Here is a 24,862-nt window from a genome sequence, read left to right as displayed (position 1 = left end):
TTAAAATAGCTTATTTATCACGTTCAGGTCAAGCAGCATGACGGCCTAAATAATAATTTGCAATTTTATGTAGAAAAATTGAACTAATTATAAATAAGTGCCTCAAACTTAGTGAACATACATGTTTACTTCCTGACTCAGTGGCCTGATCTGTCAATCTGCCCTGAGTCTTTTTTTTGTATTTTGCTAAAAAGAACAAATAAAAAGTTTATCTAATTTATTTTCTCTATTATCCGTCTTATTAATAGCAAACTGTTACGCATTGTATACAGTAACGCTTGTTAAACAAGTAATTATAGTGTCTTTTTCATCGTTTAACTTACCTTTTAAATACAAGTATGGCTAATATAAAGACCAAATAAGCCACATCATTTTTTACTGAACCATAATTTAAAAGCCTTATAGATAAGGGCTAGCTAAGCGTTAAAGGTACTATTTTATTTTGTTATATAGCGGATTGATTAGAATAACTTAATGATTAAATAAAATAATTACTCATATCTATTTTCCTTTATTAGAACATTTGCATTAGTTTCATCTTTCAATATACTAAATTCTTCCCAAATTTTTTATAACACTTAAAACATGATGAATAATATAACAAATACATTTAAGTTCACCTCTATTGCTTTAGTCATAGCAGCGTCATTATCTGGTTGCTCTCAAGTTCAAAGTAATTCAACAGCAAAATCACAAACAGAACAAAAAACGTTAACAAGTCAAGATGCACAAGTGTTTCTAGATAATGTTGCTGAAGAAATGACAGCTTTAGGTGTCTCTGGTGCAAGAGCTGCATGGATATATTCAAACTTTATTACAGAAGATACAGCGTCTCTTGCGGCAGAAGCTGATCAAAAGTCTACTGAAGCTGGTGTACGTTTTGCCATGCAAGCTGCAAAGTTTGATAATGTTGACGTAAATCCAACTCAGCGTCGTCAATTAAATATATTAAAACAATCTCTAGTATTACCTGCTCCTCAAGATTCAAAAAAATCTGCTGAATTAGCACAGATTGGTGCAGAGCTAGGCAGCATTTATGGTAAAGGAAGTTACACAACTAAAGCAGGTGAAAAGCTTAGCTTAGGTGATATGACTTCAATTATGGCAACGTCTCGTGATTACGATGAATTATTAGAAATGTGGGAAGGATGGCGTGAAATTAGTCCCTCAATGAAACCTTTATATTCTCGCCAAGCAGAATTAGCAAACGAAGGTGCAAGAGGGCTAGGTTACAAAGATCTTGGAGCCATGTGGCGTTCAAACTATGATATGCCTGCTGACGATTTCGCCAATGAATTAGATAGACTTTGGGGACAAGTAAAGCCTTTATATGACGATTTACATTGTTATGTACGTAGCGAACTTGGTAAAGAATATGGCGAAGATAAAGTACCACAAGATCAACCTATTCCAGCACATTTGCTTGGTAATATGTGGGCACAATCTTGGGGAAATATTTATGATGTTGTTGCGCCCGATAATGCCGACCCTGGTTATGATGTAACTAAGCAATTAGCCGCTCATAATTATGACGAAATACAAATGGTTAAAGGCGCAGAAAAGTTTTTTACTTCACTTGGATTTGACGCTTTACCTGAAACGTTCTGGACACGTTCTTTATTTACTAAACCTGAAGATAGAGATGTGATTTGTCATGCTTCAGCGTGGGATTTAGATGCCAAAGATGATTTACGAATTAAAATGTGTATTCAAAAAACTGGTGAGGAATTCTCTGTTATTCACCATGAATTAGGACACAATTTTTATCAACGTGCCTATAAAGATCAACCTGTATATTTCCAAAACAGTGCTAATGACGGATTTCATGAAGCAATTGGCGATACCATTGCTTTATCAGTTACACCTAAATACCTAAAAGAAATTGGCTTAATTGATAGCATTCCTGATGAGTCAAAAGATATTGGTTTGTTGATGAAAATGGCGTTAGACAAAATAGCCTTTCTTCCTTTTGGTTTAATGGTAGATCAATGGCGTTGGAAAGTTTACTCAGGTGAAGTAACACCTGAAAACTACAATACAGCTTGGTGGGAGTTACGTGAAAAATATCAAGGTGTTGCTGCACCAGTTGACCGTAATGTAGAAGCTTTCGATCCGGGTGCAAAATATCACGTTCCTGGCGGTGTTCCATATAGTCGTTATTTCTTAGCGCATATACAGCAATTTGAATTTCATCGTGCTTTATGTGAAATATCGGGTAATACCGATCCAATTCACCGTTGCTCTATATATAACAACAAAGACGCTGGTAAGGCGCTTAATACAATGTTAGAAATGGGCTCTAGCCAACCGTGGCAACAAGCTTACAAAGTATTAACGGGTAATGAACAAATGGATGCAACTGCCATTTTAGATTACTTTTCGCCTCTACAAACCTGGTTAAAAGATAAAAACCAAGGTAAACAGTGTGGTTTTTAAATAAATAATCACACATAATTTACTGATAAAAGAAGCCCTAATATCCTAGATATTAGGGCTTCTTATTTTGACCACTGATATTCCCCCCAACAAGAGGAGTAATATGTTAAACTGCCCTGCTATTGTCTATCATCCAATCCAACTATTCAGCTAGTATTATTATGATTTTTATCAATTAATTATAGTCGATACTTCACGAATATTTTTGTGATGAACGAGCAAGTAGTAATACCTTTGTTTCTATTTGTAAAAAAACTGTAGATATAAAAGGCAAAACTTTAACAAAATAGCGTACTTCAAAAAATTCTATGTCAGACTTTTTACTTTCACAAATACTCGTTACTGTCACACTCATTATTGAATGCTTTGCTATGCAACTAAAGAACAAAAACTATCTTTTGGCTTTATTGTCTGTTAGTTGTTTTTTTAATGGCTTTCATTACCTATTACTTGATCAACCTACCGCGGGGTTTATCTTTTTATTTTCCAGCCTTCGTTTTTTAATTTCAATAAAATGGAAGTTAAAGTGGCTTTCTTTTGCATCACTTGGTGTCAGTTTACTTATTACCATTTCTACTTATATTGGTCTGTTAAGTATTGTTGGATTTATAGCGACAATATTTACTACGCTCGGCTCATTTAGCCATAATGATAAATTTTTACGATTAATGATGATTATAGGTGGCTCATTATGGTTGGTTCATAATCTTCTTTTATGGACACCAATAGGAATACTTGTTGAGGTCATTTTTGTTGGTAGTAGTTTTATCGGGTATTATCGTTATTACCTCGCGCAAAAACCAATGAAGTATTAATACCAATCTCACTAACTATGTGATCATTTCTACTGGTTAAAACAACCAATTACCGCGTTATTTATTTAATAATTAGAACAACTAGTTATTAAAATAAATGCCTTGTATTTGGCCATTTTTCCTGCGTATAAAGTAGATAACTTAATTAATGAAACTGGTATAACACAAAGTGGTAAGCTAAATAAAAAAAGACTGCTAAAGCAGTCTTTTTATTTATAACGTGTCTAAAATAATTGAAAGTTTGGGTAACAGTTTTTCTTTTAAAGCGACTATGGCTTCTGCTGTATAAGGCGTTAACGGTTGTTGCCCCCAAATAGGTTTTGGCCAGCTGACATCTTCTTTATATCTTACAACATGATGTACATGCAACTGTTCCACCACATTTCCTAGTGCAGCCACATTCATTTTATAGCCATCAAATACTTGTATAAGTAACTCGCTTAGCAAGCTTGACTCATTAAGTAGTTGCTGCTGCTGTTGCCAATCTAGCTGGTAAATATCGCTAACATCATTCACTTTAGGTACTAAAATAAACCAAGGATAACTACTATCATTACATAGTAGTAATTTGCATAACGGAAACTCAGCTAATTCAAAACAGTCCTGAACTAATTGTGGGTGTAAACTAAAAGATTCTGATACTGGTATAACTTCTGCCATGATGTATTCCTCAACGATTATTTATTAACTATTTTCGGCTATTCTTAAAGCTTACTATCTTTTATTTTTTCGACCTCGACCACGCGCTAATTTCTTCGCTTCACGAGCAGCAATTTTCTTTGCCTCTAGTTCAGCAAAATGTGCATTTTCTTTTTCTATATTTTCAGGCATTTCAAACGTAATAGCCCCTAAAGTTTTATCTCGTATTTCATTAATTAAGATAACCGAAGCTTTATGCATATCAACATGACCACCACTACGAACACAACCACGCCTGCGGCCAATTGCTTCAATTAAATCTTCTTCATGCAAAGGCTTACTGTCTAGTTGATAACGCTCTATCAAACGCTCTGGATAGTTTTCAAGTAGATATTCTGCTGCAAAGTAAGCAATATCATCATGGTCAAATGCTGTATCTTTAACGGCACCGGAGACTGCTAAACGATAACCACTATTCTCATTAGCAATTTTTGGCCACAACATACCTGGTGTATCAAAAAGATACAATCCATCTTCTAAGCGAATACGCTGCTGACCTTTCGTCACTGCAGGCTCATTACCTACTTTCGCTTTTGCTTTACCTACAAGGGTATTAATTAATGTAGATTTTCCTACATTAGGAATACCCATAATAACGGCATTAATTTGTTTGCCATCTTCATCTTTACTTGGCACCAATTTTTTTATTAAGGCTGGGATCATTTTCGCTATAGCATTATTTTCAGTGGTTAGTGCAATCGCTTTCACATTATGCTGAGATTCAAAGTACTCTAACCAAACCTTTGTTTTCTCGGGGTCCGCAAGATCACTTTTATTAAGAATTTTTATTAGCGGTTTATCACCTCTAATCTCAGTAATCATTGGATTTTCACTACTAAATGGCAAGCGGGCATCACACACTTCTATTACCACATCTATTTGCGGTAGAATTTCTTTAATTTCTTTTTGAGCTTTGTGCATATGGCCAGGAAACCAGTTAATTGCCATGAAAAGTCCTAATTGAGTAACAAATATATAGAGTGAATTTTAGCAAGGTTTACCTTAGGTACAAAGGTTATTCGAAAACAATGATAAAAACAGCCTAAAAAAATTAAACTTTTTCATTTTATTGCCGATTAAACATACAAGTCATACAAAATAACTAAGGTATATACGCAAGTTTAATAAACTATTTTCTTGTGTATGAAGTAAGTGCGATGAATTATATAAATGATTTAGCCTATGCTAGCCATGTAGCACAAGCAAAAAAACTAGCGAAGGATAAAAAGCAGAAAAATAAATACCAACAAGTTGCCTTGCTAAAGAACTCAACCTCTGAACATGACACAACGTCAGATCCTGAAGTATTACAAGAAGATTTACCTTCAATAGCAGAAGAAGATGATCGTCGCACTGGGCAAGATAGACGAAAAAATCAAGAAAAACGAGGACGGTATGTAGAATCTCGCTTACAAAAAAATCGCCGTTATAAAAAAGAAGTTTCCCTGATAGTCTAATTATTTCAAAGTACACAATTCGCACTCATTATTTAAATCTTACTATCTAAATAACCTCAATTCTGGATAAGAAGATAAAAAATTGAACTAAATACCCACCTAGCGATCAGATCTTTCGACCAAGAAACGATTTGAAAGCAAATAAGGTGGGCAGATGGATAATTTAGTGGAAATATTTTGTGATGTCGATGATTTTTGTCATCAATTTTCACCTAAATGGGAAGCACAATTGCTATCAGACGGTACTCGCAAGCGTAGACGTAGTTCGAAAATGTCTACCAGCGAGCGAATGAGCATTATGATTGCATTTCATCAGTCAAATCATAGAGATTTCAAAAACTTCTATATTGGTTTAGTCCAACGATACTGGACTGATGATTTCCCAGAGCTGCTCAGCTACACTCGTTTCATCAATACAATGTCAGATCTTATTGTACCAATGTGTGCTTACTTTCAAACGGTGAAAGGTGAGCCAACAGGAATTGCATTTGTAGATTCTACAAGCCTAAAGGTATGTCACAATATCCGTATTCCACGTAACCGTGTATTTGCAGATACGGCTAAGCGAGGAAAAGGAACAATGGGCTGGTTTTTCGGCTTTAAGCTTCATCTATTGATTAATCATAAAGGTGAAATCCTTGCTTTGAATATTACGCCGGGCAATACAAATGACCGAACTCCAATACCTGACTTATGTAAAAATCTTACTGGTAAGCTATATGCAGATAAGGGATACATTGGAAAAAACTTGAGCCAGACATTAAAGGAATCAGATATTGACTTAGTGACGACCGTGCGAAAAAATATGAAAGCTAAAGTAATATCAGCCTTTGATCGGGCAATGCTATCAAAGAGATACATAATAGAGACAGTGAATGATCAACTTAAAAACATATCTCAAATAGAGCACAGCCGCCATCGTAGTGAAACAGGTTTTATGCTTAATGTAATTTCAGGAATAGTTGCTTATTGTTTAAAAAGACAAAAGCCGTGTATTAAGTTATCGGATAGGGAACAGTCCATTATGAGTGCTTAAAATGCCGCACCTTATCCAGATCTCAGGTTAAATACTATTTTTTACCAGTTTTTTACTAGCTATACAATACGTTATTAATGATAATACTAGGTATTGTCATTAATAAAATAATTAATAAATTTATATGAGTAAAAAATTCTACGTTATCTGGAAAGGCGCAAAAACAGGTGTATTTTCTACTTGGGCTGAAGTACAAAATCACACCCAAGGAAGATCTGATGCTCAATTCATGGGTTTCCCTTCAAAATCAGAGGCTGAGTCAGCTTTTGCATCAACTTACACTAAAGCATTAATGAAACGTTCTTTAGCCAATAAAAGTGATGCTAGCAGCAAGGTGAAAGTAACCAATAGTACTTCAGCTAAAAAATCATCGACGGGTAACAGTAATAATGTTTCAGCGCACGGTGAATCGAACCCTACTGCCGAAATACAAATATATTGTGATGGTGCTTGCTCACCAAACCCCGGAAAATCAGGCACTGGCATCGCCATTTACCAACAAGGTAAAATAGCCGCGCTCTATTATGGTTTATTTCAAGCCAATGGCACAAATAATACAGCTGAATTGAATGGTTTACTTTATTCATTCAAACTCGCTAAGAAGTATTTAACCGATGTTGATCAAGTACAAATTCTTTCTGATTCTAAATACTCAATTGATTGTATTACCAAGTGGGCTAAAGGCTGGCAAGCTAAAGGCTGGACGCGTGGAAAAGGTGAAGAAATTAAAAATCTTGATTTAATTAAAGCGTGTTTTACTTTATATCAAGAAATTAAAAAACACGTCATTATTAGTCATGTAAAAGGTCATGCTAATATTGAGGGTAATGAGCTATCTGATCGAATGGCCGTATTAGCCAGGTTACAAAAGCAAGAAACACTTATTAAGTACCAAGGTGAACTTGATATTAAAGCTATTTTAGCGATGGAATCTGGCTAATAATGTCAATTATTTTATTCGTTATAGCACTTATTGTTATTTCAGCTATTTTATTAACTAAAAAATTTAATTTACCTAGAAATATCAGTTTGCTCTTCATCGCACAACCGCTAGTGACCTGCTCTGCTCCTATTATTGTTTTTATTGGTGGGTTATTAGCAAGTGAATTAACGACTAACGCTTCATTGGCTACACTACCTATTAGTTTAATGATACTAGGTGTGGCTGCAGGAGCAATTCCTGCGGCAATGATTGCTAAAGTAAAAGGACGTAAGTTTGCTGTATTTACAGGATTTGGTTGTCTTTTAATTGCAGCATCACTAGCAATTATAGCGACTAAATTAGCACTATTTGAAGTATTTTCTCTAGCGAGCTTTTTATTTGGCATTGGTGGCTCTTTCACACAACAATTAAGGTTTGCCGCGATAGAAAGTAGCAATAACGAAGAAGATATCCCTAAAGTTTTATCGATTTTAATGTTAAGTGGTGTGTTTGCTGCATTTTTAGGGCCTGAAATAGCGGTAACAGCAAAAGATTGGCTTAGCTCTCCTCATGTCTATGCTGGTTCATTTTTTTTACTCGGCTTACTTATTTGCTTAGCTGCTCTTATTATGATTTTTTTCGAAGAGCCTGAAATTAAAGAAGTATCAAAATCTGGTGAAGCCAGACCACTATCTATTATTGCTAAACAGCCTATATTCCTTATCGCCATCAGTACCGCGACAATAGGTTATGCACTTATGAGTTACTTAATGACAGCAACGCCCTTAAGTATGCACCACATGCAGGGCCATAGCTTAAATGAAACTAAATGGGTAATACAAAGCCATATTGCTGCTATGTACCTTCCTTCTTTGTTTGCACCTTGGTTAGTGAAAAAAATAACATTAAAAGGCTTATTAATGACGGGCACTGTTATTTATTTTGTTGTGGCTCTGATTGCTTTTTCTGGACAGGAAGTAATGCATTATTGGTGGGCATTAATTTTATTAGGTATTGGTTGGAATTTCCTTTTTTTAACAGGCACTTCTTTATTACCTCAAAGCTATAACGCTTGTGAACGCCATAAAGTACAAGCAACCAATGATTTTGTGTTGTTTGGTTTTCAGGCATTTGCCTCATTAATGGCAGGCTGGGTATTATTTGTTGGCGGTTGGAATTATGTTGTACTAACGAGCCTCCCTTTAATTGCCGTGTTACTTATAATAAACATTATTTATTTTCGACATAAACATAAAATTTAATTTAGTTAGGAGTATATTATGAGTGGAACAACAATGGTTGTTGTCATTGTTTGCGTTGTGAGTGGCGTATTATATAAAATGTATAATAGATATTTAGAGTTTAAATCAAAAACGCTAAATCAAAGCAAAACTTATGGCGAAGAAAGTAATCAATTAAAAATACAAATTAGTAAGTTAACTGAACGTGTACAGGTACTTGAAAAAATTGTAACCGATGAAGGCTATCAAGTTCAAAAAGATATCAAAAATCTATAGAGGACTGCATTAATGCAATTAATCATGAAAACTGAATTTGATAACCTTAGAACGAATGACCTGCATAGTTATGACACAGATACAAATGGTGATAAACAAGTAGTGAAAATTTATTGTCGAGAACAATTAATTGCTAAAAAATTAACGCAAAAAAAATCAGTTAGGTATTTTGGTAGTGGTGATTATAAAAAATACCTAACACCTGAGTAAAAACGACTAAAGTGTTAAGTATTGATAATTAATAAGCGCTACTTTTTCAACATTGATTTTAAATCAGCAAAGGGATTATAAGTCGCAGTATCTTGATTACTATCCCCTGCTTTAACTTCAGTTTCATAGTTAGCATGCTCTGTGTATTTAGCATGTTCATTATCATGACAGTAGATGCACAATAACTCCCAATTACTTCCGTCGTTGGGGTTGTTTGTATGATCATGGTCCATATGATGTACTGTTAATTCCTTTATATTGGAATAAACAAATTCACGTGCACAGCGACCACATACCCAAGGGTATAGTTTTAAAGCACGATCACGATAGCCTTGCTCTTTTTGCTTGTAATTGGCACTTGTGCCAAATCTTTCTGAAGACATAAAAACACTAGAAATAGGTAAATAATAACGTCATTGTATTGCTAAGTTAATACCTTATCAATGACTCTTTTATAGGTGATTAATCCAATAACGCTATTACTATTATTAAATTTTTTCTGAATTCTGTAACTGCTCTAGCGTTTTGCCATGAGGCACAGGTTTACGGGTTTCAGGGTCAACTTGTACAAAAACAATATCATCCGCCAAACAAATTGTTTTTTTCGTAGCTTTATTACGCACTAAACACGTAATGGTTATTGAAGTAGTCCCTACTTTTTTAGTTTCTAAACCAAATTCGACAACATCGCCTTGTCTTGCTGCTGAATCAAAACTAATTGCACCAATATGTTTAGTCACTAAACAGTTAGTTTCTAGTCGACACATTGAATAAATAGCAGCTTCTTCATCAATCCATTCTAGGGCACGACCACCAAAGAGGGAATTGGCAAAGTTCAAATCATTAGGCATCACTAAACGGCGGGAAAAAAATTTCATAAACAACCTTTACGGGTTAAAATCAAAATGAGAAGCTCAATTATAACTGCTAACAATAAACAGCTCTAGGTAATTATCATATACGCTGGTATATTTCGTAAAATTGTGTTGTTTTACTACCTCATTAATAAATTTAAGAAAACATACTTTTAAGCTTATCCGCCATATCAACAAATTTTTCTTTCATTGTGCGTCTTACTTTTATGTCTATTCCACTGAAAATTGAGATGCCTTCAATGACAATAGTAGGCGTAATAATATTTGGGTTAACTTGCGTCGTAGTTTGAGAATCTACACCAGCAAAAATACAAAATACTTTAGAAACAACATTTACATTGTCAGGAATATAGAAATTGCTACCACTAAATAAACTAAACGTTTTTATTCGTAATTCATTCTGGGTAAATTTTGCATTGGTGAGATCAATATCACAACCACTAAATATACTTAACGCCCTGATCTCTTTAGGTACTGTCCAAACGCCCCCCCGCGTATTGCCACTAAAAACATTGATCATATACTCAACATCTTCAGCATCACCAGAGACAATATTCGGTGCTAAACCTTGTTTTTTATTTTCAACAAAAGCTTTATCAACGGTTAAAGGTAAATCTTCAGCCAGCGCAACAAGAGCTTTATTACACATTAATTCCATCGCTTGATCTAAACGTCGTTCAAAAGCTTCATACGATAATTCACCATGACTATAATTCATAATTAATTGATCAATAACTTCACTTCGCACTGTTTCTGTAGGTCGATCTTCTAAAATAACTGACATACTAGTTCCCTTTATTATTTGCTTATTAAAAAATCTACATTATACCAATCGGACTAATTAATTGATCACTTAGTGAGAATTAAAAGGCTTAGAGGCAAGGCATTGATTGCAGAGAATGGTTATTCCCTTGTCAAAATCAATAACGCGGCATATAAGCCTTATAAACTCGCCTTTCGGGAGCTCATTAGCAAACTGATAACCGCACAAAATGAATGAAATATAGAATGACTATAATTAACTCATTGTGTTTGTTCTAAGCTCGCTAATGTAGCTCTAAGTTGGTCAATTTAATAATCCGTTTGGTATTACTTTAATAAGCAAATGGCAAGCCAATAAAATATTCTTTAAAATACAATAAGATATAGATTAGTAAGATAACTACAACGTAAATTAAACGAGATATTAGTAAAATACACCAGAAATTAGTAAATTTATATAGTGATACGATTTGGGATAGAGTACTGCTATAAATAAAGGTGACCGACCACCATATTGTGTTAGATGTTATAAATTTACGAAGTGGCGAGAAATAGAGTATCCATTCTATTCACCCCACACCACCACCCTGAATTTGGTTCAGAATATTTACCAACAGAAGTCATAAAACTTAAATTATAGATCACGAATCTTCACTGCAGGGTTTCCAGCATAAAAAGTATTCGCTTCAATATTTTTAGTGACTACACTACCCGCGCCAACCGTACTATTGTCGCCAATATTTACACCTGCTAGTACAATCACCCCGCCACCTAGCCAAACATTATTGCCAATGAGAATATCGTCAGCATAGTTATGTTTAGCTAATCGCTCATTGGGATCGACATCATGAGAAACAGCCAGTAATTGTACATTAGGGCCAATAAGGCAATCAGTACCAATGTTTATTTTACTATTAGCGTCTTTCGAACCATCAACAATGGTGCAATGTGTGTTTATAAAGGTTCTCTCGCCAATACTAATATTGTCGCCGTATTCCATATGAAAACCATATTCAATAAATACATCATCGCCGCATGAGAAAAATAAGGCTTTCAAACGTTTTAAATTGCCTTTACTCGGGCTACGAGTAAATTGACGGCACAGTTCATGAACAGATTTTCGTTGGTTTATTAATGTAGGTGTAATACTGTCAAAACGTCTTTTCATATTTATATAAAATCAAAAAATTACAATTAATGAAGCACGGCTTTAATCGGTAATGCTTTGCATATTTCAGCTTCAGCAATTAATAACTCTTCTAAGCGTTGATCAACTTCTGCTTTATCGAAATATTCATACGCTAACTCAACAAACAAGTTTTTGTGCTTTTCTTCAGACTTGGCGATGGCATCATATAGCTCTTTATCTTTGCCTTCAGGTAAAGCTTGTGCGATTAACCAAAACTTTTCATAACCTCGCGCCTCAATGACTGCCGCAACTAATAAACGGTCCATTAAAAAGTAACTTGTACCATTACGAAAAAGCTGTCTTATTTGATTGATATACGGGTCTTTTTTATCTTGCCCTAAGGTCACATTTCGAGCGACAAGAAGCTTTAGAACTTGCTTAAAATGTATTAATTCTTCAATCGCTAAATCAGTCATCGCTCTAACCAGTTTGGCTTTATCTGGGTAATGCGACAACATTGCCATCGCCATGCCTGATGCCTTTTTTTCTGCAGCAGCATGATCTTGTAAGAAACTAGGGAAGTCAGCCATAACTGCATCGGTCCACTCTTGTGTAGTGTTATACTTTAATTCAAACATAAATAGTATTTCGGAGAAGGTTAAATAATTAGAAAGGATTTTACAGATCAAACAACGATTAATAAAGGATCTTATCAATACGCCCTTTATTAGTTGATTCTATTTTTAATACGTTATTAATATCTTGCCAAGCTCTAACTTTGCCGCCGATATTAATTTTCTCAAAACCTGTATCTCTACCATTTTCTGGTGAAATTTTAAGAAAAGCCAACAGCTGAGAGTAACTCATGTCATCACTAACATCTATTGTTAAAAGATCATCCGATCTATTTTTGAAGTAATCAAAAATTCCTTGCTGATGGTTTTGATAGCATTGAAAAAGAAAATCATCTTGCGTAATATTATTAGCTGTCAATGGCGAAAAAACGTCATTGTAACAACGCTTTAAATATGGATTAAAACCACCATCAGTCCGCTGTAAATTGACAATCATACGTTGTAATAACTGTCTTATTGAAGGTATCCAATTGTCTTTGTTTCGCGTTAAATAGATAAATTTACTATTTGGAAAATGCTTATCAAGATTTTGGTAGTCGCAAAATACGGGTGTATCGGCAATCACTTGAGCGTCATTAAAAGCGTTTGCAGTATAAGCATTATGCGCTGTTTTAAAACCTAAACCTAACATGGCTAAACATACACTCGTCGTCGCGGTTCTTGGTAAGCCGATTATAAATATCTTATTAAATGTCACTTTTCTTACTCTAAATAAATAAAAATAAATTATACCATTGACTAGGATCAATAAATATTAAGTCATACTTATATCTAATAGCTTACATTGATATAAAGTGCTTTAATAAGGTAACCTCTTAATATTGCAGTATAAGAACTAAAATAGGAATTTGTATGGCAAGCCAATATGCAGAACGCGACAATATAAATTGGGAAGATTATTTAAAATCAGGCAACCGAATTTTTATCGGCTCCGGAGCGGCTGTACCTAACGCTTTAATTGATAACTTAATCGCTAATTCAAATAAGTTACACGACATTGAAACAGTACATATTTTAACGCTATCTGAAAACGTATGGGCAAAGCCTGAACATAAAGATCTTTTTAAAGTAAATAGCCTATTCATCGGAGGCAAAAACATCCGAGAAGCGATTGCGGAAGGACGTGGAGATTACACGCCTTGTTTCATTTCTGATATCCCACGTTTATTTAGTGAAAACAGTTTACCCCTTGATGCTGCATTAATTATGGTTAGCCCGCCTGATGAATATGGTTATTGTTCTTTGGGGGTCAGCGTCGATGTAGTGTCTTCTGCAGTAAAAGCAGCAAGATACGTGATTGCACAAATTAACCCATGTATGCCTCGTACTAATGGTCATAGCTTTGTTCATTTGAATCAAATTCATGCTTGGATCAACCAAGAACAAAAATTACCTGAAGTTATTCCTCCTGCACTCGACCGACGTACTGAACAAATAGGCCAATACGCTGCCATGCTAGTAGAAAATGGTGCGACTTTACAAATAGGCATTGGAAAAATTCCTGAGGCTGTTTTACGCTATTTAGCTAACCATAAAGACTTAGGAATCCATAGTGAAATGCTTTCTGATGGTATTATTGATTTAATGTTAAAAGGCGTGATAAATAATCGCAAAAAAACTTACCATAAAGGAAAGGCAGTGGTCACCTATTGCGTAGGTAGCCAAAAAGTATATGATTTTGTTGACGGGAATCCCCACATTGAATTTTATCCTTCAGAACACGTTAACTCTCCCGTTAAAATTGCGAAAAATGACAACATGGTGTCCATCAATAGCGCAATTGAAGTTGATTTGACAGGACAAGTGGTTTCAGACTCTATTGGTTATCAATTTTACAGTGGCATAGGTGGACAAGTCGATTTCGTGCGAGGAGCATCATTAAGTAAAGGTGGTAAACCTATTATCGCTCTACCTTCTACTACCAAAGATGGCAAAATATCACGTATTGTAGCGCATATTACCGAAGGCGGTGGCGTAGTGACTTCACGTGGTCATGTCTCTTATGTTGTTACTGAGTTTGGCATTGCCTCATTACAAGGTAAAAGCATTCGAGAACGTGCATTAGAGCTTATTCGTATTGCTCATCCTAAGTTTAGAGAACAGTTATTAGCTGATGTCCGTAAACATTATTGGGTACCTGAATATCAAGAAAGCTCACCTAGTTCAGTGCCTGAGCTCGGGGATGTTGAGCTAAAGAAATTCAACTTTGCTAATATTGAATACATTTTACGCCCACTCTCCCCATCAGACGAACGTAAGTTGCAAGAGTTCTTTTATTCACACAATAAAGAAACTCTAATCATGCGTTACAACCACCATATAACTCAAATGACACGAGAGAAATCATGTAATTTGGTTAGTGTGAATCAACATGTAGATTTAGCCTTATGCTTTACTCGTAGAGATTATTTAGGCGAGGCAATACAAGCGGTAGCTCGGTATTACTATATTGAAAGTATTAATTCTGGCGAAGTGGCTTTTGTTATTAAAGAAAGCCTACGTGGTCGAGGCATGGCAAGTACTTTATTAGGTCAAATGATCGAGATAGCCAAAATCAGAAAATTAGACAGTTTAGTTGCCTGTGTGCGTAGAGATAATGCTTCTATGTTAAAGGTTTTTGAAAGGTCAGGATTTGTTCGTCAACCAAGTGAAGATTTTGACGAAGTAAGTTTGAAACTCACATTAAGTGAAGTAAAAGCAAACGATTTAGTTGCTGAATAATCCACAATAAAATCGATAAGCGTTATAGATACCCAATAATAAAAATATAGTATTAATGATAATGAACAAGCACCAAAACTTAAAGAGAGATGTATGACTATTGGAATAATTGGCCACTATCAATGTGGAAACCATCATAACTTAGGAAAAGATCATCCGGAAAGTGGCAAACGTTTAGCCGCTATTTCAGATCAACTGATACGAAGTGGTCTTGATTATGTTGTACGACAATTTGATGCTAAACCTATTGATAAGTCATTGCTCTCTTTAGCGCACACTCAAAAACATATTGATTTTGTTTTTGATAATGCTCCAACCGCTGAAAATGAAAACTTTGTTATTGGTGAAGATTCTGTAATGGATTCAAACACTTTAACCTCGATTATGCTCTCCGCTGGTGCTGTAATTGATGGTGTAGACTTAGTAATGGATCACACGCTAAATAGTGCTTTTTGTACTACTCGACCGCCAGGACATCATGCTGAACACGATAAAGGAATGGGGTTTTGCTTTTTTAATAATATTGCTATTGCCGCTGCTTACGCCAAAAAGAAATATAATTTAAAACGTATCGCTATTGTCGATTTTGACGTACACCATGGTAATGGAACGGAAGATATTATTAGAAATTATTTCCCTACCGTTGATGAAACCTCAGAGGGCGCATATTTATTTTGTTCTAGTTACCAGTACCCTTTCTACCCATTTGATATTAAAGAAAGTAATACACCTCCTATAATAAATACTCCTTTAGCTGCCACGACTAAAAGCGAGGGGTTTCGCAAGACGATAACGGAACATTGGCTACCGGCTTTAAACAAGTTTAAGCCTGAAATTATATTTATTTCTGCAGGCTTTGACGCTCATATTGAAGACGAAATGTCACAAATTTGTTTAACGGAAGGCGACTATCGTTGGATAACTGATGAACTCAAGGTAATTGCTCAAGAGCATGCTGAAGGACGTATAGTATCGGTATTAGAAGGTGGTTATAGTTTAAGCTCGTTGGGCAGAAGTGTTGTAGCCCACATTAATGGTCTAATCGGTAATTAGCTTAGTTCAGCTAAGCCTATAACTGCGTTGTACTTAGTTTGAATTAAATACATTAACTGATATATCGAACTGTTAAGTTATATAAATGACTATAAAGATATTATAGAGGTGTTATAAAATCGAAGATCTATTAAAAATTAACACTTTATTTCTAAAGACGAGTATTCATTATCGTCACTTTATTCAATGTCTTGATGAATGATAGATCAGCGTAGTTTATGGGTAGACCCTGCAACAATAGTCAGCGCTAATTATTCAAATATCTGTTGGTACCATTTGTCCATCGATTCAAATAATTCTATCGTCGCCTTTCTACTCGGCTCAAGGAACTCATCACTAGACTTTTCTAAGCGGTTTAACATATCACTACTACTATCTTTTACATTATTCCAAGCCTCATTTGCAAAGTTCGCAGAATCTTGTTTTCCTTGTTCTAAGCAGGCTTGCAGATCAAACTCTTCTTGAGTATCAAATAGAATATTGGCATCTTCATTTAATACCTTTTTATCATCACAATATTGACTTATCTCTAAATAAGTTAACGTACCAATAACAGCAACGGTGCCAATGGTTGCAGCAGAAGCAGCAGTTATCGCTACTTTTTTTCCTGACCGCTTAATAAAACGCTTTGACACATTAGCACTTTTTACTTTGTGTCTGGTTTGCATCTTTTGCATAATTTTTTTGGAGTGCGTTAAACTTGCAAGGCTTTCAATAGGCACAGCCGCATAACCAAACAATGAAAAAAGACTAGTAAAAAAGAATTTAACCGCGATAAAAGCAAAAAAAGAGATAACAAAAATGGTAGAAAATACTGACTTCATAACCTTGGCCCTACACTGATTATTTAATAGCTTAAGTAATACTAACATTAACTTAGCTTTTAAAATAATTGTACAAGAAAAGTTATAATTAATTTAAAGATCTTTCATTAAAAGTATTGATTGTTATAACTAAGACTTAAATCTACATAAATTTTTATGGCCATTATCTTACTTATGTAGACTCACAGCCTTCTCGATTAAGTAAAACACCTTTTTTTACCCAAGTGTTATTTTTAGCCATCACTTCTAGCCTAGCCCAGTTTTGAAACTCTTTTATACTACAATTTTTAGAAACTGAAGGCGTATTTCCTACGACAGTTTGATAGGTTACTTTTTTGTCATCTATGTCACGTACTTCACGTACAGACCAATTTTTTCCTAATGCACCATTACTATAAAAACAATTTTTGTTTACCGGTATTTTACGCTTATTTATATTTTGAGCTGCATTATCTAATGCTAAATCAAAAATCAATGCAAGCTCTTCTGAACTAACATCAATATATGAATCTAAATGAATTAAAGCTGCACTAAAGTCTTCATGACTTAAGTTATTGGATTTATTTTCAGAGTGGAGACTGTGAAAATAAAAATATGCAGGATATCGACGCCAATAAAATAAATTATTAAAAATTACACCAATAATTAAAATAACAACAAGATTAAAGGATAATACCTCAAAAATAAGAGCAATATTAAAACTCTGCTCAGCTTGTCCTGACAAGACAATGAATAAAGCCGTTGCAGCACCCGGTGGATGTAGACTGCGAGTTAAATACATAACAACAATAGCACCGCCAACTGCCAAGGAACTAGCGAGAGTAATATCAGGAATATAAAGTAGTGCCCAATATCCCACTAAAACAGAGAAAACATGACCACAAACAATATTCCATGGCTGTGATAATGCACTGTGTGGAGTAACAAAAATAAGTACGGCTGTAGCCCCTAAAGAAGTAAATAGTATATGGCTTTGCTGATCAATGAATGCTGAGCTTGTGATGATATAACTGAAATATATCCCTATAACACTACCAACACTAGAAATAATTTTTTCATAAAATGATGTGTTAGAAGTTTCAATTCCTATCAATTTTATAAGATGAGTTAATAGTTTATATTTTTCAATTGCCACTTAAGACTTACTCCCGCGGGCAGATATTAAGACTAAAACATAAGAGAACTTAAAAGCTAGCCCAGTTAAGATAAGTGTGAAATGCCAAAACATGGTCCAAGGAAGTGAAAGTTCAATTAATGAAATAAACAAAATATAAACGGCTACTAACACGACTAAAAATGTTAATACCATACTAAAAACACCTAATTTATACATTTAATTAACTCTCAAAACTAAAACCTGTGTAAAGGATAATAAAAGTTAAAACTTATGTATAATGAATAATAACCATACTTAACTTCAATTATTTTTATACATGGACATAATACTTGCTAAAACATTTTTAGAAATAATGAGCACGGGTACATTTGTTGAAGCTGCTCGTCGATTACATATAACTCAAACCGCCGTAACCACTAGAATAAAAAACTTGGAGAGCCAACTAAACTGTAAGTTATTTATAAGGAATCGCTCAGGCGCGCAATTAACAAGAGAAGGAGAAGTGTTTTCAACATATGCTTTAACGCTTGTACAAACATGGCAAAAAGCGCAGGATCAACTGAGGCTACCTATGAATTTAACAGAATCAATTCATATAGGAGCTGATATAAGCTTATGGAATCCAATCATGATCGAGTGGTTAGAAGAGATTACAGCGACTCTACCTAATATAAACGTGCATATCGAAGTGGATAAAACGGCAGGGTTGATCAAAAAATTAAAAGAAAATAAACTGGATGCTATCGTAGTTCACCTACCAAATTATTTTTCAGGATTGGTTGTTGAACAAATAGTCGAAGAAAAGCTTATACATGTTCGTTCAACCATCAGCTCCTCCCCTTATTTATTTATCGATTGGGGTGACGATTTTAAAAACCAATTAGATTCAGTATTACCCTTATCACGTCAGGCTACTCTCAGTTTTAATCTAGGACCAATGGCATTAAAATATATATTGAAAAATGGAGGTAATGGATATTTTAGAACTCGCGTAGTAGAACCACACTTACAATCAGGAAAACTTGAAAGAGTACTAAATTCACCAGAATTTTCTTATCCAATTTATGTAATCTATCAAGAAGATAATATGAAAGAAACTTTACCTGATGTGATTACTTGCCTAAATCAAAGTTTTAACAATAATAACTCATGGTTAATGTAATACCAATTCTGATAATTAACTGGTCATAATGGCCCAGTCTCGGTGACATAGAGATATCACCCTTTTAGTATTACTTCTGAAGCGGTTCCAAGCTTCTGAGCACTTCTCAACAATATCCTCATAATCCTTGAAACAACGGTTATACCAATTCCGATAATTAACTGGTCATAATGGCCCAGTCTCGGTGACATAGAGATATCACCCTTTTAGTATTACTTCTGAAGCGGTTCCAAGCTTCTGAGCACTTCTCAACAATATCCTCATAATCCTTGAAACAACGGTTAGCTATTTCATTCTGCCTCATCCATGACCACACTTGCTCAATTGGATTTAACTCGGGTGAATAGGGAGGAATATGGATGATCGTCAAATTGTTGTATTCGTCATCAAGATACTTTTGATGCCAACTGGCACCATCCATCAAGACTACAGCATGTCGTCCCTCTTCTGTCGCCTTTGAAATGAGTGCTAAGTGTGACGCCATCACATCCATATTACTTAATGGGGCTACGATAGCTTCTGTTTTTCCATTGGTGATGCAGACTGCGCCAAACAAATAAGCGTAGGTAAACTGCTGCTGTTTGATTGCCCTAGGGCGCGTTCCTTTTTCTGCCCACACTCTGGTCGTTGTGTTTTGCTGACCAAACCGCGCTTCATCCTGAAACCACACATCGACTTGATCAAGCGATATCGATAACGGGATCTTGGCGATCGTTTCAAATTGGAATTTTTTTAAAGGTTTCTTGTGTCTCAATGGATTGCTTAGGGTGCTTTGAACGTGTTGTTACCCAGCTTAGTTCAAGCTGGTGTAGTGTGTCGTATACATTAGATTTTTGGTAGACAACACCAAACTCTGTCGCAATATATTCTTGTACATCTTTTCCTTGAAGCCTACCACCACTCGGTTTTATAGCAGAATTGATAACAAAACTTTTCAGTTGTGACAGCTGCTTATCATCCAAAGATTTTGGGCGACCTGTATGTTTTTTTTCTTTAAGTCCCTCTAAGCCATCATGTAAATAAGTATGGATCCATTTATTAACGCTAGTGCGGCTAACTTTCAAGAAAGTAGCTATTTGTGTGCGATTTTTTCCATCGATAAAGTGAGATACAGCAAGCAATCGTAATCGCATTCTTGCATTACTCGTTGATGAAATAAGCTGTGATAAGTTATGAGTCATTTTAAGCCTTATATTTAAGCTTACATTAGATCACAAAATTATCGGAATTGGTATAATATGGATGTGATGGCGTCACACTTAGCACTCATTTCAAAGGCGACAGAAGAGGGACGACATGCTGTAGTCTTGATGGATGGTGCCAGTTGGCATCAAAAGTATCTTGATGACGAATACAACAATTTGACGATCATCCATATTCCTCCCTATTCACCCGAGTTAAATCCAATTGAGCAAGTGTGGTCATGGATGAGGCAGAATGAAATAGCTAACCGTTGTTTCAAGGATTATGAGGATATTGTTGAGAAGTGCTCAGAGGCTTGGAACCGTTTCAGAAGTAATACTAAAAGGGTAATATCTCTATGTCACCGAGACTGGGCCATTATGACCAGTTAATTATCGGAATTGGTATTATCGGAATTGGTATCACTACCTTGGGAGTCATATCGATGTATATATGTACTTGTTTCTGCGTGTATTTATCAAAACCCAGACAGCAAAAAGCCCGACTCTTTCGAATCGGGCTTCTCTAAATAGAAGTTTAGCAATGTCCTACTCTCACATGGGAACTCCCACACTACCATCGGCGCTACTGCGTTTCACTTCTGAGTTCGGAATGGAGTCAGGTGGTACCACAGCGCTATTGTCGCTAAACAAAAAGGTTACAATCTTAGAAAGCTAACGTACACGGATGTACTAATGTCGATAATGTTCATGGATGAACGTTTTTATCGACTCTCTTTCGAGGTTTAAATATCGTTTTGTTCTTTATTCTGATTCAAGTAACACGTAAGTACGTGTGTTTTCTAATGTCAGTCTTCATACAATGCACTTCATAGTTCTAAAAACTACTTGGGTGTTGTATGGTTAAGCCTCACGGGCAATTAGTATCAGTTAGCTCAAGACCTCACAGCCCTTACACACCTGACCTATCAACGTTGTAGTCTCCAACGACCCTTTAGGGAGCTTAAAGCTCCAGTGAGAACTCATCTCAAAGCCTGCTTCCCGCTTAGATGCTTTCAGCGGTTATCAGTTCCGAACGTAGCTACCGGGCAATGCTATTGGCATAACAACCCGAACACCAGCGGTTCGTCCACTCCGGTCCTCTCGTACTAGGAGCAGCCCTCTTCAATTCTCAAACGCCCACGGCAGATAGGGACCGAACTGTCTCACGACGTTCTAAACCCAGCTCGCGTACCACTTTAAATGGCGAACAGCCATACCCTTGGGACCGACTTCAGCCCCAGGATGTGATGAGCCGACATCGAGGTGCCAAACACCGCCGTCGATATGAACTCTTGGGCGGTATCAGCCTGTTATCCCCGGAGTACCTTTTATCCGTTGAGCGATGGCCCTTCCATACAGAACCACCGGATCACTATGACCTACTTTCGTACCTGCTCGACGTGTCTGTCTCGCAGTTAAGCTGGCTTATGCCATTGCACTAACCGTATGATGTCCGACCATACTTAGCCAACCTTCGTGCTCCTCCGTTACTCTTTGGGAGGAGACCGCCCCAGTCAAACTACCCACCAGACAGTGTCCCCAAGCCCGATTAGGGCCCTAGGTTAGAACATCACGCATACAAGGGTGGTATTTCAAGATTGGCTCCACAAAATCTAGCGACTCTGTTTCAACGCCTCCCACCTATCCTACACATGTAGGAGCAATGTTCACTGTCAAGCTATAGTAAAGGTTCACGGGGTCTTTCCGTCTAGCCGCGGGTATACGGCATCTTAACCGCAAATTCAATTTCACTGAGTCTCGGGTGGAGACAGTGTGGCCATGATTACGCCATTCGTGCAGGTCGGAACTTACCCGACAAGGAATTTCGCTACCTTAGGACCGTTATAGTTACGGCCGCCGTTTACCGGGGCTTCGATCATCAGCTTCGACCTAAGTCTAACCGAATCAATTAACCTTCCGGCACCGGGCAGGCGTCACACCGTATACGTCATCTTTCGATTTTGCACAGTGCTGTGTTTTTAATAAACAGTTCCAGCCACCTGGTTACTTCGACTGCTCTGAGCTTAGGAAGCAAGTTCCATCACCCTGAGCAGCGTACCTTCTCCCGAAGTTACGGTACTATTTTGCCTAGTTCCTTCACCCGAGTTCTCTCAAGCGCCTTAGTATTCTCTACCTAACCACCTGTGTCGGTTTGGGGTACGGTTCCTATATATCTGAAGCTTAGAAGCTTTTCCTGGAAGCATGGCATCAATGACTTCATGTCCGTAGACACTCGTCTCGAGTCTCAGTGTTAACAGCAACCCGGATTTACCTAAGTCGCCCACCTACATTCTTTCACACGGACTACCAACGCCGTGCTCATCTAGCCTACTCCGTCCCTCCTTCGCAATATATAGAAGTACAGAAATATTAATCTGTTTCCCATCGACTACGCGTTTCCGCCTCGCCTTAGGGGCCGACTTACCCTGCCCTGATTAACATGGGACAGGAAACCTTGGTCTTTCGGCGGGGGAGTTTTTCACTCCCCTTATCGTTACTCATGTCAGCATTCGCACTTGTGATACCTCCAGCAAACTTCTCAATTCACCTTCAACGGCTTACACAACGCTCCCCTACCACTTAATCCTAAGATTAAATCCGCAGCTTCGGTGACTAGTTTAGCCCCGTTACATCTTCCGCGCAGACCGACTCGACTAGTGAGCTATTACGCTTTCTTTAAAGGATGGCTGCTTCTAAGCCAACCTCCTAGCTGTCTATGCCTTTCCACATCGTTTCCCACTTAACTAGTACTTTGGGACCTTAGCTGGCGGTCTGGGTTGTTTCCCTCTTCACAACGGACGTTAGCACCCGCAGTGTGTCTCCCGCATATCACTCATTGGTATTCGGAGTTTGCAAAGGGTTGGTAAGTCGGGATGACCCCCTAGCCTTAACAGTGCTCTACCCCCAATGGTGTTCGTGCGAGGCTCTACCTAAATAGATTTCGGGGAGAACCAGCTATCTCCCGGCTTGATTAGCCTTTCACTCCGACCCACAAGTCATCACCGCATTTTTCAACATACGTGTGTTCGGTCCTCCAGTTGATGTTACTCAACCTTCAACCTGCCCATGGGTAGATCGCCGGGTTTCGGGTCTATACCCTGCAACTAAACGCGCAGTTAACACTCGCTTTCGCTACGGCTCCCCTAATCGGTTAACCTTGCTACAGAATATAAGTCGCTGACCCATTATACAAAAGGTACGCAGTCACCCGACTAAATCGGGCTCCCACTGCTTGTACGTATGCGGTTTCAGGTTCTATTTCACTCCCCTCACAGGGGTTCTTTTCGCCTTTCCCTCACGGTACTGGTTCACTATCGGTCAGTTAGTAGTATTTAGCCTTGGAGGATGGTCCCCCCATATTCAGACAAAGTTTCACGTGCTCCGTCCTACTCGATTTCACTTAAAGGTTGCTTTAGTGTACGGGACTATCACCCTGTATCGTCTTACTTTCCAGTAAGTTCCACTAGCGCCCAATAAGCTTAAGGGCTGATTCGCGTTCGCTCGCCGCTACTAACGAAATCTCGGTTGATTTCTTTTCCTCGGGGTACTTAGATGTTTCAGTTCTCCCGGTTCGCTTCATTATCCTATGTATTCAGATAATGATACCTAGCTTATGCTAAGTGGGTTTCCCCATTCGGACATCTTTGGCTATAACGGTTTTTATCACCTCACCAAAGCTTTTCGCAGATTAACACGTCCTTCATCGCCTCTAACTGCCAAGGCATCCACCACATACGCTTAGTCACTTAACCATACAACCCTAAGTAGTCTTTTCTAATAAAAGAAATGAAAACAAAGTACACCGTGGAGACTAATCCACAGTAATTGTAAAGTCTGACATTTTCACGTACTCAATATATACGAAGATATAAGATGAGTTACTTGATAAGACATCTTTGCTCTAAGAGCAAGTATGAATTCGATAATACATCCTTGGGGGGATGCATTATCACCATTACAGCATTCACGATAAGAGAATGTTGTAACAGCTTGGTATTTATACTGTAACAAACAACAGCGCGACACCGTGTTTGTCATATAAATACCGATATTTATATCAGCTTTCCAGATTGTTAAAGAACTAATTTTTAACTCACATTCGGTTAAAAACTTGGTTTAAAAAACCAAATTTAAAATCACTAAAAAGTGGATTTAAATTTGGTCTCTTTCTTCACATGAAAGAAGCAAGATGGTGGAGCTAAGCAGGATCGAACTGCTGACCTCCTGCGTGCAAGGCAGGCGCTCTCCCAGCTGAGCTATAGCCCCATCAGGGTTTCTTTCAATTTTGTTATCATGTAATTTGTGTGA

At 36.9% G+C, this 24,862-nt stretch carries 22 protein-coding genes, 1 tRNA gene, 2 rRNA genes and 1 pseudogene; 12 read left to right on the top strand and 14 right to left on the bottom strand.

The features are described from left to right. Positions 1-588 precede the first annotated feature (588 nt). Both GQS55_RS08755 and GQS55_RS08750 read left to right on the top strand, forming a co-directional pair. Positions 589-2,436 carry a M2 family metallopeptidase gene (locus GQS55_RS08755; protein ID WP_201294661.1) on the top strand — a complete coding sequence of 616 codons (1,848 nt, stop codon included), beginning with the start codon at positions 589-591 and terminating at the stop codon, positions 2,434-2,436. A gap of 308 nt (positions 2,437-2,744) precedes the next feature. Continuing rightward, positions 2,745-3,251 (top strand): YgjV family protein, encoded by a 507-nt coding sequence (locus GQS55_RS08750; RefSeq protein ID WP_159819794.1) that lies wholly within the window; start codon positions 2,745-2,747, stop codon positions 3,249-3,251. Between the two features lie 213 nt (positions 3,252-3,464). Here the strand turns inward: GQS55_RS08750 and GQS55_RS08745 are convergent, their stop codons facing one another. Next, positions 3,465-3,911: an HIT domain-containing protein gene (locus GQS55_RS08745; protein WP_159819792.1), complete on the bottom strand. Its 447-nt coding sequence runs from the start codon at positions 3,909-3,911 to the stop codon at positions 3,465-3,467. Between the two features lie 54 nt (positions 3,912-3,965). Further along, positions 3,966-4,898 (bottom strand): ribosome biogenesis GTPase YlqF, encoded by a 933-nt coding sequence (gene ylqF, locus GQS55_RS08740; RefSeq protein WP_159819790.1) that lies wholly within the window; start codon positions 4,896-4,898, stop codon positions 3,966-3,968. Between the two features lie 209 nt (positions 4,899-5,107). Between ylqF and GQS55_RS08735 the strand changes: the two genes are divergently transcribed. The 6 genes from GQS55_RS08735 (at position 5,108) to GQS55_RS08710 (ending at position 9,092) form a co-directional block, all read left to right on the top strand. After that, positions 5,108-5,407 carry a hypothetical protein gene (locus GQS55_RS08735; protein WP_159819788.1) on the top strand — a complete coding sequence of 100 codons (300 nt, stop codon included), beginning with the start codon at positions 5,108-5,110 and terminating at the stop codon, positions 5,405-5,407. Positions 5,408-5,561: 154 nt separating this feature from the next. Further along, entirely contained in the window at positions 5,562-6,443 is an 882-nt protein-coding gene (locus GQS55_RS08730; RefSeq protein ID WP_159818812.1) for an IS982 family transposase, read from the top strand. A gap of 124 nt (positions 6,444-6,567) precedes the next feature. Then, on the top strand, positions 6,568-7,383 hold the full coding sequence (locus tag GQS55_RS08725; protein ID WP_159819786.1) for a ribonuclease H family protein: 816 nt from the start codon (positions 6,568-6,570) through the stop codon (positions 7,381-7,383). A gap of 2 nt (positions 7,384-7,385) precedes the next feature. Beyond that, the gene (locus GQS55_RS08720) at positions 7,386-8,627 is read left to right on the top strand and encodes an MFS transporter (protein WP_159819784.1); all 1,242 of its coding nucleotides are present in this window, start codon (positions 7,386-7,388) and stop codon (positions 8,625-8,627) included. Between the two features lie 18 nt (positions 8,628-8,645). Continuing rightward, positions 8,646-8,882 carry a hypothetical protein gene (locus tag GQS55_RS08715; RefSeq protein ID WP_159819782.1) on the top strand — a complete coding sequence of 79 codons (237 nt, stop codon included), beginning with the start codon at positions 8,646-8,648 and terminating at the stop codon, positions 8,880-8,882. A 12-nt stretch (positions 8,883-8,894) separates the two neighbouring features. After that, the gene (locus GQS55_RS08710) at positions 8,895-9,092 is read left to right on the top strand and encodes a hypothetical protein (protein ID WP_159819780.1); all 198 of its coding nucleotides are present in this window, start codon (positions 8,895-8,897) and stop codon (positions 9,090-9,092) included. Between the two features lie 38 nt (positions 9,093-9,130). On the opposite strand, the gene GQS55_RS08705 is transcribed toward GQS55_RS08710, so the two are convergent. From GQS55_RS08705 to GQS55_RS08680, 6 genes are all read right to left on the bottom strand, one after another. Then, the gene (locus tag GQS55_RS08705; RefSeq protein WP_159819778.1) at positions 9,131-9,475 is read right to left on the bottom strand and encodes a YajD family HNH nuclease; all 345 of its coding nucleotides are present in this window, start codon (positions 9,473-9,475) and stop codon (positions 9,131-9,133) included. Positions 9,476-9,580: 105 nt separating this feature from the next. Next, positions 9,581-9,970 (bottom strand): acyl-CoA thioesterase, encoded by a 390-nt coding sequence (locus GQS55_RS08700; RefSeq protein WP_159819776.1) that lies wholly within the window; start codon positions 9,968-9,970, stop codon positions 9,581-9,583. 133 nt (positions 9,971-10,103) lie between these two features. After that, positions 10,104-10,751, bottom strand: coding sequence for a DUF1707 and DUF2154 domain-containing protein (locus GQS55_RS08695; protein ID WP_159819774.1), 648 nt, complete (start codon positions 10,749-10,751; stop codon positions 10,104-10,106). A 612-nt stretch (positions 10,752-11,363) separates the two neighbouring features. Beyond that, positions 11,364-11,897, bottom strand: coding sequence for a sugar O-acetyltransferase (locus GQS55_RS08690; RefSeq protein WP_159819772.1), 534 nt, complete (start codon positions 11,895-11,897; stop codon positions 11,364-11,366). Between the two features lie 26 nt (positions 11,898-11,923). Continuing rightward, positions 11,924-12,496 (bottom strand): tRNA-(ms[2]io[6]A)-hydroxylase, encoded by a 573-nt coding sequence (locus GQS55_RS08685; RefSeq protein WP_159819770.1) that lies wholly within the window; start codon positions 12,494-12,496, stop codon positions 11,924-11,926. Between the two features lie 58 nt (positions 12,497-12,554). After that, positions 12,555-13,190: a sulfotransferase gene (locus GQS55_RS08680; RefSeq protein WP_236559803.1), complete on the bottom strand. Its 636-nt coding sequence runs from the start codon at positions 13,188-13,190 to the stop codon at positions 12,555-12,557. 155 nt (positions 13,191-13,345) lie between these two features. Here GQS55_RS08680 and GQS55_RS08675 point away from each other — a divergent pair, with 155 nt between their 5' ends. Together GQS55_RS08675 and GQS55_RS08670 are read left to right on the top strand one after the other, a co-directional pair. Beyond that, complete coding sequence (locus GQS55_RS08675; RefSeq protein ID WP_159819768.1) at positions 13,346-15,214, top strand: GNAT family N-acetyltransferase; 1,869 nt, start codon at positions 13,346-13,348, stop codon at positions 15,212-15,214. Positions 15,215-15,307: 93 nt separating this feature from the next. Then, positions 15,308-16,267 carry a histone deacetylase family protein gene (locus tag GQS55_RS08670; RefSeq protein WP_159819766.1) on the top strand — a complete coding sequence of 320 codons (960 nt, stop codon included), beginning with the start codon at positions 15,308-15,310 and terminating at the stop codon, positions 16,265-16,267. 251 nt (positions 16,268-16,518) lie between these two features. Here GQS55_RS08670 and GQS55_RS08665 read toward each other — a convergent pair whose 3' ends face one another. Beyond that, positions 16,519-17,091 carry a hypothetical protein gene (locus GQS55_RS08665; RefSeq protein ID WP_159819764.1) on the bottom strand — a complete coding sequence of 191 codons (573 nt, stop codon included), beginning with the start codon at positions 17,089-17,091 and terminating at the stop codon, positions 16,519-16,521. A 172-nt stretch (positions 17,092-17,263) separates the two neighbouring features. Beyond that, positions 17,264-18,226 (bottom strand): HPP family protein, encoded by a 963-nt coding sequence (locus GQS55_RS08660; protein WP_159819762.1) that lies wholly within the window; start codon positions 18,224-18,226, stop codon positions 17,264-17,266. Between the two features lie 298 nt (positions 18,227-18,524). On the opposite strand from GQS55_RS08660, the gene GQS55_RS08655 reads away from it, so the two are divergent. Next, the gene (locus tag GQS55_RS08655) at positions 18,525-19,370 is read left to right on the top strand and encodes a LysR family transcriptional regulator (protein WP_159819760.1); all 846 of its coding nucleotides are present in this window, start codon (positions 18,525-18,527) and stop codon (positions 19,368-19,370) included. Between the two features lie 157 nt (positions 19,371-19,527). On the opposite strand, the gene GQS55_RS08650 is transcribed toward GQS55_RS08655, so the two are convergent. Continuing rightward, positions 19,528-20,551 (bottom strand): IS630 family transposase gene (locus GQS55_RS08650; RefSeq protein ID WP_442872147.1). Its coding sequence is split into 2 segments (ribosomal slippage): positions 19,528-20,098 and positions 20,097-20,551, totalling 1,026 coding nucleotides; the frame shifts between segments, so codons are not numbered across the junction. 54 nt (positions 20,552-20,605) lie between these two features. Between GQS55_RS08650 and GQS55_RS08645 the strand changes: the two are divergent. Next, positions 20,606-20,944: pseudogene (locus GQS55_RS08645) on the top strand (transposase); the annotation flags it as partial. Positions 20,945-21,087: 143 nt separating this feature from the next. On the opposite strand, the gene rrf reads toward GQS55_RS08645, so the two are convergent. From rrf to GQS55_RS08630, 3 genes are all read right to left on the bottom strand, one after another. Next, positions 21,088-21,202: ribosomal RNA gene (gene rrf, locus GQS55_RS08640) — 5S ribosomal RNA — on the bottom strand. A gap of 209 nt (positions 21,203-21,411) precedes the next feature. After that, a 23S ribosomal RNA gene (locus GQS55_RS08635) occupies positions 21,412-24,306 on the bottom strand. Positions 24,307-24,744: 438 nt separating this feature from the next. After that, positions 24,745-24,820, bottom strand: a tRNA-Ala gene (locus GQS55_RS08630). Positions 24,821-24,862 lie beyond the last annotated feature (42 nt).

Source organism: Colwellia sp. 20A7, from assembly GCF_009832865.1.
Classification (GTDB): Bacteria; Pseudomonadota; Gammaproteobacteria; order Enterobacterales; family Alteromonadaceae; genus Colwellia.
The sequence above is the reverse complement of the archived record's forward strand: the minus strand, read 5'-3'. Positions and strand labels throughout refer to the sequence as shown.